Origin of the sequence: Natronobacterium gregoryi SP2 (assembly GCF_000230715.2) — an archaeon.
GTDB lineage: Archaea > Halobacteriota > Halobacteria > Halobacteriales > Natrialbaceae > Natronobacterium > Natronobacterium gregoryi.
On record NC_019792.1, the window covers coordinates 1,406,381 to 1,423,834 of the forward strand.

A 17,454-nucleotide genomic window follows, 5' to 3' on the forward strand; every position below is an offset into this window, starting at 1 on the left:
GCCATTGCCGGCGGACAGAACAGGTGACACCATCACTATACTTTTGACGAGCGATGACGTCTTCCGACGCGATGAGCGAGTTGACGACACCCTCGAGCGATTCGAAAACCGTCGAGTCGGCGTTCCGATACGTCCTCGTCGTCTACGTCGGGTTTCTCTTCGCCGCCGTCACCGCGATCGGCGCGGTAGTGGCAGACGTAACGACAACGGAGAGTCTCGTCACGACGACCGCCGCGTTCGCGGTCGGAGCAGTCGTCGGCGTCGCCCTCTCGAGAAAGGGGACGAGCCTCGCGAACTGGCTCGGTGAGAAACGACGACGCTGGCTCGTGTCGATTCTGTCCGTCGCTCCGTTCGTCGTCGTTGCGGTCGCTGCGATACCCGGGTTCGTGACCGAGTACGTCGGTCTCCTCGCTCTCCTCACGACAATCGGGCTCTTCCTTGCGGGGTATGTACTCTCGTGGCTGTCACACACCCAGTACACGGCCTCGAGGGTTGCAGACCGACCGATACTGACGTGTCGCTGGGAGCCGCCGAAACCCTCCTTACTGGATCGGGTCGTACTCGCCGGCTGGTTGGTTCTCGCGACAGCCAATGCTGCCGTCGGCGACTGGCTTTCGGCAGTCGTCTGGCTGGGAATCGGGCTCGGCTGGCTCGCCAGCGGCCTCACCGAGGGACGGTTTCGACTCGGAGAGACGAGAGATACCCCTGAGATACGAGTTTACGAGAACGGACTCGTCAAGCAACGACCCTACGTCAGGTCCTTCGTTCCCTGGAGCGACGTCGACCACGTTCGCCTGCGTGAGGGCGAACTCGTCCTCGATCGCGGCCTGTTCGACGTCCGCCTCGAGCGAGACGCCCTCGAGACCCCCGAACAACTCCTGACGGCGATCGAGCGCCAGCACTCGGGCGACGGGCCGCGTTCGACGCCGGCGTGACCGACTGTGGTCACTCGAGGTCGGCCCGTCCACTCGTCGCGCTCCGCAACCGATCGCGGAACGACTGTCTCTCCGATAGCGGCACCCGAACGACAAACGAGACATCGGCACCGTAGTCGGCTTCGAACTCGTAGCCTTCGCTCTCTACGATGCCACGGACGGTACCGGAGTCGTCGTACTCGACGGTGATCGAGACGGATTCGTGTGGCCGTTCCTCGACGACACCTGCCGCGTCGACCGCGTCCTTCACGGCCTTCGAGTAGGCCCGGACGAGCCCCCCGACGCCGAGGTTCGTCCCGCCGTAGTAGCGGGTGACGACGACCGCGACGTTCTCGAGGTCGCGCTTCTCGAGGACGTTCAATGCCGGTTTCCCTGCGGAACTGGAAGGTTCGCCGTCGTCGTTCGAGTACTCGCGCAGGAGTTCGCCTTCGGGATCGGCCCGCACCCGGTAGGCGGGGACGTTGTGGGTTGCGTCGGCGTACTCGGCCTCGGCGGTCTCGACGAACGATTCGGCGGCCTCGATAGAGTCGACCGGCCGAACGTGTCCGAGAAACTCCGAGCCCTGGACGACGAAGTCGGCGGTCGCAGGTTCGGCGACGGTCCGATAAGACTCGCTCACGAACGCTCACCCGCGGCGGCCAACGATTCGACCATGCGAGGAGTACATCGGCCGGCGAAAAGAGACCGTCGGTCCCGCCAGTCAGGTGTCGCCTCGTCCCTTTAGGTTATTACTCCGGAACGTGATACAGAGGAACATGGAAGACGTCGACATCGATCCCGAACTCGCCGACGAACTGATCTCGGTCTGTCGGACCACGATCGGAGACGAGTTGCGGAGTGTGACGTACTTTACCGAAGACACCGTCTCACAGCTTTACTTGCGATCGGACCTAGAGCGGACTGCGGACCTCGTCGGGTTCGCCGAGCACGAACGGATGGGTTTTCACTCGCAGTCGGCGTACCGGCACACGCAACTGGGTGAGTACGAGGCGACGATACGGACGTTCGAAAACGGTTATCTCACACGAATCATTCGGGGGAAACACGGCGTCTGGGTGACGGCAGACGGGATGTCGATAGAGCGGTTCGAAGAGCTGACGACTGCAGTAAAATCGGTCCTCGACGGCGACTGAGACGGATCGCTGTAACTAGCTACCGACGGTCACCGTCCTCGTCTCTGCCGATCGGCGGTGATTGAATACAGCGGTCCGGACGACACGGTCTGACGTACGTTATCGACAGTGAATCCGTGAGCCTCGTCGATTGCACCGGTAACTCGTTCGGAAGAGCGTACGAAACTACTGAATCTCGATTTTCCTGACGAACGCCAACTCTCGGAGTTCGGTGATCACCTCGCCGGGCAAGTCCTCGTCGGTGACCAGGTACAGGCGTGGTTCGTCGGTGAACTCGGGGTCTTCACTGATCGTCTGGCGGATCGAGACGCCGTTGTCAGCAAGTGTGCCGGTGATACCAGCGACGATCCCCTCCTGTTCGGGTTCGTCGACGGCGATCGACAGCACCGTCAGGTCGAGAACGGGTGCGAGATCCATCAGGCTCGGCACCTGGGAGATGTTCTGGAAGATGCGACGCAGCTCCGGGTCCTCGAGAATGACGTCGGTCGTCGAATCGACGACCCGTCGGTCGACGTCGATCTCGCGGGCGATCCCCGTGTTCGGAATCTCGATCCCGCCCGAGACGACCCGTCCGTCGTCGTTGACCGAGAAGCCACGCTCGAGCAGGAGGCGAATGACCGCTTGCTGGCTCGGGGACCCCTCGAACTTCTCCATGATCTCGTCGAACATTCGTTGACGGGTGTACGTCCGCAATCGTATAATTGTCGGTGGTTGCCCTCGAGTGCGTTCGTTCCTCGGGTTCGACCCGTTCGACGGTGGGACAGTCTAGTCGAGACGAGTATTCATCTGCCAGACGATTTTACCGACTCGACCGAGTACTCACTCGCATGCGTCAACTTCGGAACTGTGATTTCTGTGGGGACGACGCCGTCGGCACCTTCGAGGTGATTCCGCCCGAACTCGAGCCGACCGACGACGAACAGCGTCGGGTCGCACTCTGTGGGAACTGTCGGAAGCAACTCCAGTTGCTTCTCGAGCCACTGGTTGCGCGTCTCCGCGCCGAATCCGAAGACGGGAGCAACAGGCGGCGAGACGACTCCGGTACGAGTACGACAGCCGAACGAAACGCCGGCCGCGACGAGAAACGGAAACGGCAGACGGCGACCCGGCGACACGACCGGTCACAGTCGGGCACGGCGACCGACGGGACGGGAGCGAATGCCGATCGAACAGCCGCCTCCGACGACGAGGTATCCGTTGCACCGTCCGCGACGACGAAGGCGGCCAGCGACGAGACCAGGGCCGAATCCGGCCGGAAAAGTGCCGACGGTTGCGGATCGGACACGGGAACGAACGGCGAGGCTGCGGACTCGAGTCGGGAGCGCGCATCGCGGGCGTACGTGAAAGTCGTACAGTTCCTGAACAGCCGCGAGTTTCCGATGAAACGTCGTGAGGCTGAATCGTTCGTCGCCGAGGCATACGGCGTCGATCGGGACGCCGTCGCGACGATCGTCGATCACGCGATCGAGACGGGAGAGTTCGAGCAGAAGCGAGGAAAGCTCCGAAAGCCGTAGCTACAGCGTTCCTTTCGTACTCGGTGTCCCGTCACGCCGCTCGTCGATCCGCGTCGCATCGTCCAGCGTCCGGGCAAGTGTCTTGAACAGGGCCTCGACCTCGTGGTGGGCGTTCTCGCCGGTGACCTCGAGATGCAGCGTGAGGCCGGCGTTCATGGCGAGTGACTCGCCGAAGTGACGTGCCATGTCGCTGGTGAATCCGCCGATCGCGTCCTGAGAGAACTCCCCGTCGAAATAAAAGCGGGGCCGGCCGCTGACGTCGACGACGGCACTCGCGACGGCTTCGTCCAGTGGAACCTGCCGGTCAGCATATCGGACGATGCCCGACCGATCGCCGAGCGCGTCGTCGATCGCGTTCCCGAGGACGATCGCAACGTCCTCTGTGGTGTGGTGGTCGTCGATCTCGAGGTCGCCGTCGCAGTCGATCTCGAGGTCGAACAGGCCGTGTTTGGCGAACGACTCGAGCATGTGGTCGAAAAAGCCGACTCCAGTATCGACGTGGGCGTTGCCAGTGCCGTCGATCGTCACGGTACACTCGATCGACGTCTCGGCGGTGTCCCGTGTGATCGTCGCGGTTCGGTCGCTCATACCTCACCGATCGAACCGCCGATACAAGGTGGTTGCGCTCGGTCCGGCAAGCGGGGAGTGGCCACCTCACCTCGATCTGTCCGACGGAAGGCGACAGATGGGTGTTGTGGCCTTAGATAGTTTCATAAAACGTTAAACCGTCTCTCGACCATCGATAAAAAGTCAGTATACGGGCGATAATGCGGTGAAACGAGTGGAAACGAAGTCAATATTCACCCCGTTATATGATGTCGAGGGTGAAAGTCGGAGTCGAGACAAGGTAAGCGATGTCGAATCATTCCCCGCTCTCGAACGAATCGATTGGCCCGTCCGGCACCGAAACGGAGCAAGAGCACGACCGGTCTAGCCAGTATCTTCACTCGGTCAAAGGTCCGGCCCAGTTCCTCTCGTTTTGGGTCGCGATTGCCCTCCCGTTCCTCCACGTCCCGCTGCTCGCACAAGGACTCGGCGACTCGAGCGTGATACTGACGTTCCTCGTATTGCTTGCGATCAACGTCGTCGCGCTGTATCTCGGTCACGGATACAATCAAGACTGATACGGTTTGCTGTCCGTCAGTTCCGGCACGTCCGCGAGTCCTCCTGCGGTCGCGCCGGGACATCGGTACAGCAAACCGTATGAGCGTCGCCACGACTGACGGTCCGTCGTGGCGACTCGGCACTACTCCTCGAGTGGCACGTCGACGGCCGCCCGTTTATCACGCAGTGGGCGTGCCGGACCCGAAAGAGGAGTCGATCGCGCGGCCGAGTCATGCAATGGTTTGCTGTAGCGACGTGCCGACGGCGACAAGAGAAGTTGCGGTCGTGCTTAGGGATTATCGTAGGAGTTCATAGTTTTCCCGTGACGAACCACGACACAGCGTCGAAGGACGGACTTCGAAACCTCCGGTTGGCTACGATAATCCCTAGCTGTCGACGACCGACAGTGATCCACCTCGGTGTCGCTTCCGTCACGACTGCCATGTGGCCCCTTCCCACGAGCAGTAGTTTTTGCCGTTACTATGGCGCATATAGTCATAGGGGAGTATGCATATCAGACATGAGTGGCGATGCGAGCGACGGAGTCGATAACGAGCCGAACCCGTCCGGATTCGGAACGCAAAGCGTACACGGCGGCCAATCACCAGATCCGGCGACCGGTGCGGTAGCACCGGCGATCCACCAGACGACCTCCTACGCCTTCGAGGATACGGAGACCGCAGCCAAGCGGTACGCTCTCGAGGACGACGGATACATTTACTCGCGGATCGGCAACCCGACGGTGAGAACGCTCGAGAAGCGACTCGCTGGGCTCGAAGGCGGGACGGGCGCTGTCGCGACGGGCAGCGGGATGGCCGCGCTCGACTCCGCGGTCTTGCTTCTCGCCGAGGCGGGCGACAACGTCGTCGTCTCGACCGACACCTACGGTGGGACGACGACGTACTTCTCGAAGACTGCAACCCGCCGGAACATCGAACCGCGGTTCGTTCCGACATGCGAGTACGACGCCTACGAGGACGCGATCGACGACGAGACGGCGTTCGTTCACGTCGAGACGATCGGCAACCCGTCGCTGGTGACGCCCGACTTCGAGCGCGTCGCGGGGCTCGCCCACGAGCACGGCGTCCCGCTCGTCGTCGACAACACGTTCGCGACGCCCGCGCTCTGTCGGCCACTCGAGCACGGTGCAGACCTCGTCTGGGAGTCGACGACCAAGTGGCTCCACGGCTCCGGGACGACGGTCGGCGGCGTGCTCGTCGACGGCGGTTCGTTCCCGTGGGGAGAGTACGGATACGACGAGATCGGCGGCGAGAACCACGCCTACTACGACGTCGATTTCTCGCGTGACTTCCCCGAGGCACCGTTCGCAGCCGCTGTGCGCTATCGGTCACTGCGGACGCTTGGCAACCAGCAGTCGCCGTTCGACGCCTGGCAGACGCTGCAGGGACTCGAGTCGCTGCCGTTGCGGGTGGAGAAACACTGCGAGAACGCCCAGGTCGTCGCGGAGTACCTCGCGGACCACGAGGACGTGGCCTGGGTGACACATCCCGGACTCGCAGACCACCCGACCCACGACAACGCCCGGCGCTATCTCGAGGACTTCGGTGGGATGGTCGCGTTCGGGCTCGAGAACGGGTTCGACGGTGGGAAAGCGGTCTGTGAGAACGTCGAACTCGCCTCGTTCCTCGCGAACGTCGGTGACGCGAAGACGCTTGTCATCCATCCCGCGAGTACGACCCACGGGCAACTCTCGCCCGACGAACAGGAAGAAGCGGGCGTCACGCCCGACCTCGTCCGGCTGTCCGTCGGGATCGAAGAGCCCGAGGATATCCTGGCCGACCTCGAACAAGCGATTTCGGCGGCGACGACCGGTTCCGAAAAGACGACACGTCGGGCCGACGAAGGTGACAGCCAGTGACGACCAGAGACACGATCGACCTCGGCGAGTTCGCGTTTCTCTCGGGCGAGGCGATTCCGTCGCTCGAGGTCGCCTACGAGACGTACGGCGACTTCACCGGCGATAACGCGGTCCTCGTCTGTCACGCCCTGACCGGCAGCGCTCACGTCGCGCGCCGCCCCGACGCAGACGACGACACGGCCGGGCAGGCCCGCGCGTGGTGGGGCGACATCGTCGGCCCCGGAAAAGCGATCGACACCACGGAGTACTACGTCGTCTGTGCGAACGTCCCGGGATCGTGTTACGGGACGACCGGCCCCTCGAGTACGAACCCCGAGGCCGACGAGCCCTACGGAACCGACTTTCCGCCGGTGACGGTCGGCGACTGGACGCGCGCCCAGCGACGACTGCTCGACGAACTCGGCGTCGGCCGACTCCACGCCGTCGTCGGCGGTAGCGTCGGAGGAATGAACGTTCTGGACTGGTTGCGCCGGTATCCCGACGATGTCGGCCGTGCCGGGGCGGTTGCGACTGCCGCACGCCTCGACGCACAGTGTCTCGCGCTCGATGCCGTCGCTCGGCGGGCGATCACGTCGGACCCGAACTGGAACGGCGGCCACTACTACGCGGGTCCCGAGCCCGACGACGGACTCGCCCGCGCACGTCAGATCGGCCACGTCATGTACCTCTCGAAGTCGTCGATGGCTCGGAAGTTCGGCCGCCGCTCCGCGGGGCGAGAGACCGTCCGTGAAGAGCCGCTGGACCCCGCAGCGTCGTTTTTTCCCTACCGAGAGGTCGAATCGTACCTGGACTACCAGGCCGACAAGTTCGTCAGTCGGTTCGACGCCAACAGCTACCTCTACCTGACCCGTGCGATGGACGACTTCGACCTCTCGGCGGGCTACGAGAGCGACGCCAATGCGCTCGCGGCGTTCGACGGCGAGTTACTCCTGCAGTCGTTTACCGGCGACTGGCACTTCACGGTCGACCAATCGGAAGCGGTGGCAAAAGCGGCCCGCGAGGTCGACGTCGACGTCGCTCACCACGTCGTCGAGTCCGATCACGGCCACGACGCTTTCCTCGTCGAACCGGAAAAAGTCGGTCCGCCACTGTCGGGGTTGCTCGAGGACGGACTGTCGGCACGAACGATCAGCGATACCGGCGGCACGGAAACGTCGGAGTCGGACGACTTCGCACCTGTCCACTCGAGTCTCTTCTCGACGTAGTACCGTTCCAGCCGTCGACTACTTGGTCGGACCGGCTGACTGGGATCGACAGCAGTGCAGGCGTGGCCCGCCACTGGCACGCATGCGGATTGTTGTCCGTCATCGACGACGCAACCACGAGCTGGTTCGCGGCTGCGCCGGGAAATCGAGAGAACAGGTCGTATCATACGGTTTGCTGTCAGTCAGTGCCGGCGCGATCGCAGGAGGGCGCGGTCGCGCCGGCCAATCGGGACAGCAGTCCGTATCAGTCGTCCGCGTGCTCGTAAACGGGTCGGTCGATCTCGTACTGCGCGAGACGGGGGGAACCGCTCCTGCGTCGATCGAACCACCGAACGGCGTCCTCGGCGAACAGCGAGTACTCCCTCCGTCGCACGGTGAGCCAGTCGTTTCCGGTCGGTGAGCGGACCAAAGCGATCAACGACCACATGGTGCCCGCGGCGATCGAACCGGCTGCCGAGAACGTCATGCCGAGGCTCACGAACGTCAGGCCGTACACGAAGCCGATGGCCATCGACGGAAGGCTCGTTCCAAGGGGAACTCGTGCAGTCGCATCGCGAAGCGTCGGTGCGAGGAAGACGACCGAGAGACCACTACCAATCAGGAATACGAAGTCTTGCCACATCATCAAAACTACTTACTCGCTGTTGAGTTAATAACTCCATTGGTCGTGAAGTGCCCCCTCACGACCCATACTCGTCGAAAACGGACGTTCCCTCGAGTTTGAAAGTTACTCTGCGATCGGGAACGCCTCGTCCAGACCGAACGAGTCGGTGCCGGCAGCGCCCGGCGATCGCGTGGCGATACACTCACCCGACACGACGCCAGCAGCGCACACGCTCCGAAAAGAATCAACGAGAGCCGACCGGTTAGACCGTCTCGAGAATCGCCCGTTTGGCGAACACCTCGCGGGCCGCTGCCATCGAGGTGACGACGACGTCACACGCCGGTTCGACGGCCGGTTTCGGGTCGAACCCAATCGAGAGACCGGCGACCTCGAGCATCGGCAGATCGTTCGCACCGTCGCCGACCGCGACGGTATCGGACGTGGGAACGCCGACTTCGTCCGCGAGGTCGTCGAGCGCGTCGTCTTTGGTGCCTTCGACGAGTGGACCAGCCACGTCGCCCATCAACTGGCCACCCGCCACCGGGAGTCGATTCGAGACGACGTGGTCGACTGAGACGTCCTCGCCCTCGAGTGCCGCCACGACGCCGCGTTCGAATCCGCCGGTAAGAATAGCCGTCGTGACGCCGGCGTCGTTCAGGTCAGCGATCAGGTCCGCAGCGCCTGGCCGAAGCTCCACTTCCGCGAACGCAGTGTGAGCTTCGTCCTCGGGGAGCCCCTCGAGCAGGGCCGCCCGTTCCCGTAGACTCTCAGCATAGCCGATTTCGTCGTTCATCGCGCGTTCGGTGATCTCGGCCATGTCGTCGGCGACGCCACAGCGGTCACCGAGCAACACGGTCATCTCGGAGTCGGAGAGCGTCCCGTCGAAGTCGAAAGCGACGACTGTCATCGGTCGCCGATTGGACACGACCGGATAAACCAGTTCAGGTTTTGCGGACGCGGCCGAACGACCAGTATGCGCGACCTGTCCCAGCCGATCGAGTCCGGGATGCAGACGTACCCTGGCGACCCTGCAGTCGAGATTTCGGCAGTGACGACGGTTCCGGACGACGGCGCGGCCGTCAGCGAACTGCGCTGTTCCAGTCACGCGGGCACCCATATCGACGCGCCGAGCCACACCGAACCGGACGGCGACAGCCTCACGGACCGCGATGTCGGCGAGTACGTTTTCGACGCACGGTTCGTCGACCTCACACCCTGTGATCCACGGGAAGCGATCGAACCCACGGAGCTGCCAGACACGATCGAACTCGAGTCGACGGACTTACTGGTCGTCCGGACCGGCTACGACGACCACTGGAATACGGACGCCTACCTCGACCATCCGTATCTCACGCCGGCCGCTGCACGAACGCTTCGGGACGCAGACTGTGGCGTCGCGACCGACACCCTCAGCCCGGACCCGACCCCGACGGAGCGGGCGAGCGCGGACGAACCGGACGGGATTCCCGCCCACCGCGAACTGCTTGGCACCGGGCTGCCGATTCTCGAAAATCTGACCAACCTCGAGCGGCTTCCCGAGCGGTTCACGCTCTATGCGTTCCCGCTCCCGGTGAACGACGGCGACGCCTCACCGGTTCGGGCCGTCGCCGACCTCGAGTAGCTACCGACCGTCGCTACGAGACGGTTGCCGACTCCTCCTCGACCGGCGTCTTGACGATCGTCACCGGACGCGACGCCAACCGAGCGACGCGGTCGGTGACGCTGCCGATCAGTCGACGGTACTCACCCGACCGCTCTTTCGACCCCATGACCAGCAGATCGACATCTGCCTCCTCGGCGTAGTCGATGATCTCCTCGTGTGGCGTCCCGTGACGAACGACCGGTTCAGGCTCGATGCCCGCCTCGCGGGCCGACTCGGCAACCGCCTCGAGTGCGTGTTCGCCCGTCTGTTCGAGTGCCGCCTCGAGTCCCTCGAACTCGTGGACGTACTCGTCGCCGGTGTACGAACTGTAGACGTCGCTGTCGACGACGGACAGCAGATGCAGTTCGGCGTCGGTGTGAGCGGCGACGGCGATCGCGTGTTCGGTCGCCAGTTCAGTTCCCTTCTCCGCGTCGGTCGGTAGCAGGATTCGATCGTACATACGCGACGATACGCGTCGAACCGAAATAATGGTCGGTGCCGCGTTCCATGGGTCGAAGAGCGACTATCCCGGATTCCGGACAGTCTCGAGGCGGCAAAAGCCGACAGCATCTCGATCCGCAACGTTGACACGTTAGCCACCCCCAGTTCGGGCGATGACAGTCCGACCCGGACCGGAGGAACGACGATGACGAGCGCGACGCTTCAGGTCCTGGTGCTCGCCCTGATCCCGGCGGTCTTCTGGGGGTTCGCTCCGATCTTCGACAAGCGCGGGATGGCCGCGGGCGGCGGCTCGGTACAGGCGTCACTGGTCGTCGTGCTCGTCGACTCGACGATCTACTGGCTCGTCATCGCCGGACTCTACGGCCGATCGGCGTTCTCCGGACTCACACTCGAGGTACTCACCGTCTTCGCTTTCGCAGGCGTGGTCGGCACCGCACTCGGGCGAATCACGATCTTTGTCGGCGTCGACAAGGTCGGCGCGAGCCTCAACAGCGCGATACTCAGCACGCGACCGCTGTTCGCAACGCTGATCGCCTTGGTCTTCCTGGGCGAACCGCTCGGACCAGTGACGGGGCTCGGCATCGGCGTCCTCGTCGGCGGACTTTCGGTGTTGACCGCCTCCCAGGGCGGCGACCTCGAAGGCTGGCAACCCCGCGAGTTGCTGTGGCCGATCGCCGCCGCCCTCACCTTCGCCGTCGCAAACGTCGCCCGTCGGTACGGCATGCTCGAGACGCCAATTTCGGCGCTCGAGGCAGTCGCGATCAACGAGACGGCAGGGCTGGTCGCACTCGCAGCATACGTCCTCGCCGTCGGCGGACGGGACGTCCTCAAGAAACCACGAGCCTCATACCGGTATTTCGTCGGCAGCGGCCTGGTGACGACCGTCGCGATGCTGTCACTGATGGCCGCACTCGGCTTAGAGGAGGGCCGGATCGCCATCGTCGATCCACTCGTCGCGACCGCGCCGCTTTTTACGCTCGCGTTCGCAGCGCTGTTGCTACGTGATCTCGAGCGAGTGACTCGCGGCGTCGTCGCTGGGGCGGCGCTGGTGGTCCTGGGTGCGGTGTTGATCACGATCTGAGCCGTCTTCTCAAGACCGACTTACGCAGATCGATAGAACAGTTCCTGGATGCGTTCGCTCGTCTCCCGTGCGGTGTTTCCGGACCGTCCACCGACGAAAGGCGACGTGCTGATCGATTTGGCCGCCGTCTTTCTTCTCTTTGTCACCTTCTCTCTGTTGGGCAGCCTGGGAGTGGGAGTCGTCGAATTCGTCCTCGGCGTGATCGGGATGAGACCGATCGCACAGTCACCGATCGGAAAAGAGATTGAGGCGACGTGTCGAGCGATCGGTGTCGCCGGACGAGTCGTCGTCATGTCGACTCTCATCGTCCCGACGATCGCGCTCCGCTCGCTTTCCCGTCCCGAAAGTTCGTCGGCCCCACCATCGGCAGCCTCGCACTCAGCCCAATCTACGTCGTCGACCATCTCGTCGTTGACGGAGAAATCGGCGGGCTGCAGGCGGATTGAGTCCCTGGTACCGTCCCAACCGTCGACTGACGGGTCGAATCGAGCCACACCGCCAGATTCGACCGATCAGTTCAGGCGTGGCCCGCCACTAGAGGTCTGCGAACTCGAGGTCGCCGTCCCGAATTTCGGCGAGTGTCTCGGCGAGGTCTTCGACAGGGAGTCGCTTCTGGTCGGTCGTGTCGCGTTCGCGGACGGTAACTGTCGTCTCCTCGTTTTCGATCGTTTCGTAGTCGACGGTGACACAGAACGGCGTTCCGACCTCGTCCTGACGACGGTAGCGGCGGCCGATGTTGCCCGAGTCGTCGTAGGTGGCCGAAAGGCCGAGCTTTCGCAGATCGCTCACGATTTCGTCGGCGACCGACTCGAGATCGTCGTCGCTTTGCAGCGGGAAGACGCCGACGAACGTCGGCGCGACTTCGGGCTCGAGTGCCAGGTACGTCCGCTCCTCACCGTCGACCTCGTCCTCGCGGTAGGCGTGGTGGAGGACAGTGTAGATCACTCGATCGACGCCGAAAGAAGGTTCGATGACGTGGGGCGTGATGTGCTCGCCGGCGATCGTCTCCTCGTCGACCGAGAAGCCGGCCTTCTCGACAGGAATCTCGTGAGTCTCCGCCTCGTTCTCGCCCCCACCTTCACCCTCAAGTTCGATCTCGACGACGTCGCTCTCGAAGGCCGACCGATCCCGTTCGGCGAGCGTCTCGAGTGCGTCGACGACGTCCTGGGCCGCACCGCCGAACTCCGGACCCAGATAGCTCATGTCCGGATCGACCGTCGCGCGTTCGACGGTCTTGGGTTCGTCGTACTGTTTGAAGATCGTAAAGCGGTCGTCGGAGTACTCGTCGTGTTTCGAGAGGTCGTAGTCGGTTCGGTTGGCAAAGCCGGCGAGTTCGATCCAGTTCCCATCTATTTCGCTCTCGGCGTCCCAGCAGTCCGCGGCGTAGTGGGACCGCTCGCCCGAGAGGTGCTGGCGGAACCGGAACCGATCCATGTCGACGCCGATCGACTCGTACCACGGTTTGGCGATACCGAGGAAGTACGCGACCCACTCGTCGCCGACGATACCGTCTTCGACGGCCTCGCCGATCGTCGTCTCGAGTTCGTCGCCGCCTTCGCTGTGCTGTTCGCTGGCGGGATACAACGTCACCTCGACGTCTTCGACAGACTCGAGGTCCGGTTCGTCTTCCTCGGGGTCGACGAAGTATTCGAGTTCGGCCTGCGTAAATTCGCGGGTCCGAATGATCGAGCGCCGCGGGCTGATCTCGTTGCGGTAGGCCCGCCCGATCTGGGTGACGCCGAACGGCAACTGGTTGCGCGCGTACTCCTTCAGGCGTGGGAACTCGACGAAGATGCCCTGGGCCGTTTCGGGACGCAGGTAGCCCGGATCGGAGTCGCCGGGGCCGATGTTCGTCGCGAACATGAGGTTGAACGTCTCGACGGCCTGACCCGCAAGTCCTGTGCCACAGGAGGGACAGACGAGTTCGTACTCGGCGATGACCTCCTCGACTTCCGGAATGGGGAGGCTCTCGGCGTCCTCGTACTCGGTGTTGTCCTCGACGACGTGGTCCGCGCGATGGCTCTCGCCACACTCCGGACACTCCACGAGCATGTCGTCGAACGTCTCGAGGTGGCCCGACGCCTCGAAGACGGGTTCGGGCATGATCGTCGGCGCGTCGATCTCCATGTTGCCTTCGGCGACGGCGAACCGGTCGCGCCAGGCGTCCTCGACGTTGCCTTTCAGGGACGCACCCTGCGGGCCGAACGTGTAGAAACCGCCGACACCGCCGTACGCTCCGGAAGACTGGAAGAAGTAGCCTCGGCGCTTGGCGAGTTCGACCAGTTTTTCGCTCGTTTGTTCGTCGGGATCGGCTTTTTCTTGTTTACTCATAGAGTGCTTCGAGGAGATCGACGTCGCGAACGATACCTGCGAGCTGTTCTGCCGTCACCAGCGGAATCTGTTCGACATCGTTGCTGATCATCTGCTGTGCCGTCTCCTGAATCGACGTGTTGCCAGAGACAGTCACCACGTCCTCGGTCATAAACTCGCTGACCGAGCCGGCCGGAAGCTCGATGTCTCGAGTAGGGAGGTATCGGCTTCCGACGGCCTTGATCCCCTCCCAGGACCACTCTGAGTCTTGATCCGGGAAGTTGTCACCGGTCGCTTCCTCGCCCTCGACGATCCGGGCGACGTCGATGATGTCGACTTCCGTGAGGACGCCACTCATCTTCCCGTCGTCGTCCAGCGCGACGGTGTAGGGAACGTTCGCGTAGTACAGTTCTCGTTCGGCGACGGGCAGCGGTGCTCCCTCGTAGGTCGTGTTGACGTTCCCGGTCGCGTGCGCCTCGACGGAACCGTCGGTCGCCTGATCGCCCGTCGCGATCGCGTGGATCACGTCGGTGATCGTGACGATCCCCTCGAACTCGCCGTCGACAACGGGGACACGACGTGCACCCTCCGCGACCATCGTCTCCGCGAGTTTCTCGAGCGACGTCTCGGCCGTCGTCGTGGGAACGTCTTCCATCAGCATGACGAGCTGGTCTTCGTCGGGCTGTTCGATCAGCGCGTCTCGTGAGATCAGTCCCCGGTATTCCGGACCGCCGTCGGACGGTTTGACGACCGGAACGGACGAAAACGACTGTTCTTGCAGGTACTCGAGGACATCCGAACGGGTGCCAGGCAGTTCCGCGGTCACCACGTCCTCGCGGGGCGTCATCGCGTCAGCTACGTTCATGTCCCCACCGTAGGGCAAAAATGAGTATAAACCCAGTGCTTCCCAGTTCGGAAGGCACCGAATTTGTTCGGCTCCACGGTGACGGCTCGATTCGACGATTTTATACGTACCTGATTGTCACTCACAGACATGGAGTCGAACCCCCACTCCACGACGTCCGGCGAGACGGTCGTCGGCTCGATCGATACGGTCGACTCGAGCGACGAATACGTTATCGCGGATATCTCGGCCGACGACGCCTGGATTTCGATGCAGGCCGACGACGCATCGACGCTTCGAGCCTGGCGATAACGTCGCGGGAAGTGTGTCTCTTTTCGACCGTGGGCCTTCCGTCATGCAGAATGCTGTACCGGCGCGACCGCGAGCCCTCCTGTGGTCGCGCCGGAACTGACTGACAGCAATCCGTATCAGGGACCGTATCGTTTAGTGCCGGGCGATCTTTCGCCATCGTATGACTGATCCGCGATCCCGCGACGGATCGCCGTCGGAGTCGACCTCGTCTCCGTCGTCTCCCGTCGCCGACGCGTTCGGCATCGACACCGGTGACTCGGAGTCCGCGACAGGCTCTTTTCTCTCGGCACTGGTCCCGACCGTACTGGCCCGACGTGCGATCGCCGTCTCCGTCACGACTGACCGGGACACCTACGAACCGGACGAGCCGGTCGAGATAACGGTCGAGTTCGAGAACCGACTCCCCGTTCCGGTCGAGGTGCCGACCCCCCGACAACGGCCCTGGGGCTGGACGATCGACGACGAACTCGAGGCCAGCGACGAACGCCGCTACACGCGTGCCCGTCCGTCGTCGTTCGACTTCGCGGGCGGCGAGCGAAAACGCGCGTCGTTCACCTGGAACGGCCGATTCGAACGCGCCCGGGAGGATCGCCGCGAGTCCGTCCTGCCCGACCCCGATGAGTACGAGGTCCGTGCGTTCGTCGCGACGCACGAAGACGCGTTCGAACCCAGTGATTCGACAACGATTACGATTCGCTGAAAAGGAACCCTTGCCCAGTCAGGAACCCACCTGGAGAGACCTGCCGGTCGGGTCGCCCGTTATCGCCCGTCTGGACGCCCGAGAACTGTGGGGAGTGGCCGATCCGTCGCTTTACTCTCGCACCGGTTCGACTGTCGGACGCCAGGACGGATAGAACCTTACTCATATACGAGTCAATAGTGTGGCACCATTTCAACTATCTTTCTGCGAGGAGAGCATTCCACCGGTTACGGCGAGGCGGATGTCACCGTGAACACGTTACTGGTCGCGACTACAGAACCGTGACTCATACTGCCGGGCAGAACGACGTGACGATCGATCCTCTGTTGCGGCCGTCATCGGTGGAGACGGCCGCAAATCCGCGACCGACTTCGTATTGACTTCTGTCCGACAGTATCACCGGTGGAGGTGACACGCGGTGTAGTGCGTCCCGGAACCGTACGCCGGTTCGACCTCGTAGGCCGGCCGCTCGCGTGCACAGATGCTCTGTCGAGCGAACGACTCGAGCAACAGGTCCGTCGCCGACTCCCAGTCGGTGGGACTCCTCTCGTCGTCGCCCCTCTCGTCGTGATCCGTCGCCACGTGCTCGATCGCTTCGTCGACGATCTCGCCGGCTGCACCCGTCGGCAATCGTTCGCCGAAAAACTCGCGTCGAAGCTCGGCTGCCGTCGCCGGTTCGAACGTTCGTCGCTTGACCGCCCGCATGAACGCCCGCGTCCGCTCCCACTCCTCGTCGGTCAACTCGTACCCCTCGGGAGCGATCAGTCGCGGACACCGCGTCCGAAACCGACAGCCAGAGGGGGGATCGACCGGGCTCGGAACCTCTCCCTCGAGGACGCCACGGGCGTCGCTGTCGCGAGGGTCCGGCACCGGGATCGACTCGAGGAGCGCCTCGGTGTAGGGGTGCTGTGGATTCTCGAACAGTTCCTCTTTTTCGGCGAGTTCGACGACGTTCCCGAGATACATCACCGCCACACGATCGGAGATGTGCCGGATGACCGAGAGGTCGTGGGCGATAAAGAGATACGTGAGCCCGAACTCCGCCTGGAGCTGTTCCATCGTGTTCAGCACCTGTGCCTGGATCGAGACGTCGAGTGCCGACACTGGCTCGTCACAGACGATGAAGTCCGGGTTGACCGACAGTGCACGCGCGAGGTTGACACGCTGGCGCTGCCCGCCCGAGAACGCGTGTGGGTGACGGTTGTAGTGGTGGGGATCGAGCCCGACTTTCTCGAGGAGTTCTTTGGCACGGGCCTCCCGTCTCTCCTCGTCTACCATGTCGTGGGCCCGCATCGGCTCCTCGATGATCTGGCCGACCGTCATCCGTGGGTCCAGCGACGACTGTGGGTCCTGGAAGATTATCTGTATCTCCGACCGTTTCTGCCGGAGTTGCTCGCCGCTCAGTTCCGCGAGGTCGTCACCCTTGAAGTAGATATTTCCGTCGGTCGGCTCGAGCAAGCGGAGGATCGTCCGGCCAAGCGTACTCTTCCCACAGCCGGACTCGCCGACCAGTCCCAGCGTCTCGCCGCGCTTGATCTCGAAGCTGACGTCGTCGACGGCTTTCACACGAGTCCGGCTAACACTGATCGGCGGAAACTGGTCCGACTCGAGGGAGACGCCGCCGAGCAGGCCCGACTCCTGGCTGAAGTATTTCTTCAGCCCGTCGACTTCGATCAGCGTCTCGCCGTAGCCGACATCCTCGCCGGTCATCTCGGAGCCGAGCAGGCGT

20 protein-coding genes are annotated in these 17,454 nt (G+C 63.3%); 10 read left to right on the top strand and 10 right to left on the bottom strand.

Features of this window, described 5'->3' with window-relative positions:
• Nucleotides 1-71: 71 nt before the first annotated feature.
• On the top strand, nt 72-935 hold the full coding sequence (locus tag NATGR_RS06885) for a hypothetical protein (protein ID WP_015233418.1): 864 nt from the start codon (nt 72-74) through the stop codon (nt 933-935).
• A gap of 10 nt (nt 936-945) precedes the next feature.
• Here the strand turns inward: NATGR_RS06885 and NATGR_RS06890 are convergent, their stop codons facing one another.
• Nucleotides 946-1,554, bottom strand: coding sequence for an IMPACT family protein (locus NATGR_RS06890; protein ID WP_005579046.1), 609 nt, complete (start codon nt 1,552-1,554; stop codon nt 946-948).
• Between the two features lie 136 nt (nt 1,555-1,690).
• Between NATGR_RS06890 and NATGR_RS06895 the strand changes: the two genes are divergently transcribed.
• Nucleotides 1,691-2,068, top strand: coding sequence for a DUF7522 family protein (locus NATGR_RS06895; protein WP_005579044.1), 378 nt, complete (start codon nt 1,691-1,693; stop codon nt 2,066-2,068).
• A 165-nt stretch (nt 2,069-2,233) separates the two neighbouring features.
• On the opposite strand, the gene NATGR_RS06900 is transcribed toward NATGR_RS06895, so the two are convergent.
• Complete coding sequence (locus NATGR_RS06900; RefSeq protein WP_005579041.1) at nt 2,234-2,737, bottom strand: hypothetical protein; 504 nt, start codon at nt 2,735-2,737, stop codon at nt 2,234-2,236.
• Between the two features lie 158 nt (nt 2,738-2,895).
• Here NATGR_RS06900 and NATGR_RS06905 point away from each other — a divergent pair, with 158 nt between their 5' ends.
• On the top strand, nt 2,896-3,582 hold the full coding sequence (locus NATGR_RS06905; RefSeq protein WP_005579038.1) for a hypothetical protein: 687 nt from the start codon (nt 2,896-2,898) through the stop codon (nt 3,580-3,582).
• On the opposite strand, the gene hisB is transcribed toward NATGR_RS06905, so the two are convergent.
• Nucleotides 3,583-4,170, bottom strand: a complete 588-nt coding sequence (gene hisB, locus NATGR_RS06910) for an imidazoleglycerol-phosphate dehydratase HisB (protein ID WP_005579036.1) — start codon at nt 4,168-4,170, stop codon at nt 3,583-3,585.
• Between the two features lie 266 nt (nt 4,171-4,436).
• Between hisB and NATGR_RS06915 the strand changes: the two genes are divergently transcribed.
• From NATGR_RS06915 to metX, 3 genes are all read left to right on the top strand, one after another.
• Nucleotides 4,437-4,706: a hypothetical protein gene (locus tag NATGR_RS06915; RefSeq protein WP_005579033.1), complete on the top strand. Its 270-nt coding sequence runs from the start codon at nt 4,437-4,439 to the stop codon at nt 4,704-4,706.
• A gap of 500 nt (nt 4,707-5,206) precedes the next feature.
• The gene (locus NATGR_RS06920) at nt 5,207-6,565 is read left to right on the top strand and encodes an O-acetylhomoserine aminocarboxypropyltransferase/cysteine synthase family protein (RefSeq protein ID WP_005579030.1); all 1,359 of its coding nucleotides are present in this window, start codon (nt 5,207-5,209) and stop codon (nt 6,563-6,565) included.
• Nucleotides 6,562-7,770 (top strand): homoserine O-acetyltransferase MetX, encoded by a 1,209-nt coding sequence (metX, locus tag NATGR_RS06925; protein WP_005579028.1) that lies wholly within the window; start codon nt 6,562-6,564, stop codon nt 7,768-7,770. Before NATGR_RS06920 ends, metX begins: the two co-directional genes overlap by 4 nt.
• A gap of 244 nt (nt 7,771-8,014) precedes the next feature.
• Here metX and NATGR_RS06930 read toward each other — a convergent pair whose 3' ends face one another.
• Together NATGR_RS06930 and serB are read right to left on the bottom strand one after the other, a co-directional pair.
• A complete protein-coding gene (locus NATGR_RS06930) occupies nt 8,015-8,395 on the bottom strand; it encodes a hypothetical protein (protein ID WP_005579026.1) in 381 nt (126 codons plus the stop codon).
• A gap of 241 nt (nt 8,396-8,636) precedes the next feature.
• Nucleotides 8,637-9,281 (bottom strand): phosphoserine phosphatase SerB, encoded by a 645-nt coding sequence (serB, locus tag NATGR_RS06935; protein WP_005579025.1) that lies wholly within the window; start codon nt 9,279-9,281, stop codon nt 8,637-8,639.
• 66 nt (nt 9,282-9,347) lie between these two features.
• Here serB and NATGR_RS06940 point away from each other — a divergent pair, with 66 nt between their 5' ends.
• Nucleotides 9,348-9,995, top strand: a complete 648-nt coding sequence (locus NATGR_RS06940) for a cyclase family protein (protein ID WP_005579023.1) — start codon at nt 9,348-9,350, stop codon at nt 9,993-9,995.
• A 13-nt stretch (nt 9,996-10,008) separates the two neighbouring features.
• Here NATGR_RS06940 and NATGR_RS06945 read toward each other — a convergent pair whose 3' ends face one another.
• Nucleotides 10,009-10,476, bottom strand: a complete 468-nt coding sequence (locus NATGR_RS06945) for a universal stress protein (RefSeq protein ID WP_005579021.1) — start codon at nt 10,474-10,476, stop codon at nt 10,009-10,011.
• A gap of 186 nt (nt 10,477-10,662) precedes the next feature.
• Between NATGR_RS06945 and NATGR_RS06950 the strand changes: the two genes are divergently transcribed.
• On the top strand, nt 10,663-11,559 hold the full coding sequence (locus NATGR_RS06950) for a DMT family transporter (protein WP_005579019.1): 897 nt from the start codon (nt 10,663-10,665) through the stop codon (nt 11,557-11,559).
• 534 nt (nt 11,560-12,093) lie between these two features.
• Here the strand turns inward: NATGR_RS06950 and glyS are convergent.
• Both glyS and NATGR_RS06965 read right to left on the bottom strand, forming a co-directional pair.
• Complete coding sequence (glyS, locus tag NATGR_RS06960; RefSeq protein WP_005579015.1) at nt 12,094-13,890, bottom strand: glycine--tRNA ligase; 1,797 nt, start codon at nt 13,888-13,890, stop codon at nt 12,094-12,096.
• Complete coding sequence (locus NATGR_RS06965; protein ID WP_005579013.1) at nt 13,883-14,734, bottom strand: CBS domain-containing protein; 852 nt, start codon at nt 14,732-14,734, stop codon at nt 13,883-13,885. The genes glyS and NATGR_RS06965 overlap by 8 nt, the downstream gene beginning before the upstream one ends.
• 129 nt (nt 14,735-14,863) lie before the next feature.
• Here NATGR_RS06965 and NATGR_RS19885 point away from each other — a divergent pair, with 129 nt between their 5' ends.
• Together NATGR_RS19885 and NATGR_RS06970 are read left to right on the top strand one after the other, a co-directional pair.
• On the top strand, nt 14,864-15,025 hold the full coding sequence (locus tag NATGR_RS19885; RefSeq protein WP_005579011.1) for a DUF7556 family protein: 162 nt from the start codon (nt 14,864-14,866) through the stop codon (nt 15,023-15,025).
• A 160-nt stretch (nt 15,026-15,185) separates the two neighbouring features.
• Complete coding sequence (locus tag NATGR_RS06970; RefSeq protein WP_005579009.1) at nt 15,186-15,725, top strand: hypothetical protein; 540 nt, start codon at nt 15,186-15,188, stop codon at nt 15,723-15,725.
• On the opposite strand, the gene NATGR_RS20180 is transcribed toward NATGR_RS06970, so the two are convergent.
• Complete coding sequence (locus tag NATGR_RS20180; protein ID WP_015233419.1) at nt 15,712-15,891, bottom strand: hypothetical protein; 180 nt, start codon at nt 15,889-15,891, stop codon at nt 15,712-15,714. The genes NATGR_RS06970 and NATGR_RS20180 overlap by 14 nt on opposite strands.
• Nucleotides 15,892-16,121: 230 nt before the next feature.
• Complete coding sequence (locus NATGR_RS06975) at nt 16,122-17,435, bottom strand: ABC transporter ATP-binding protein (RefSeq protein WP_152417506.1); 1,314 nt, start codon at nt 17,433-17,435, stop codon at nt 16,122-16,124.
• Nucleotides 17,436-17,454 lie beyond the last annotated feature (19 nt).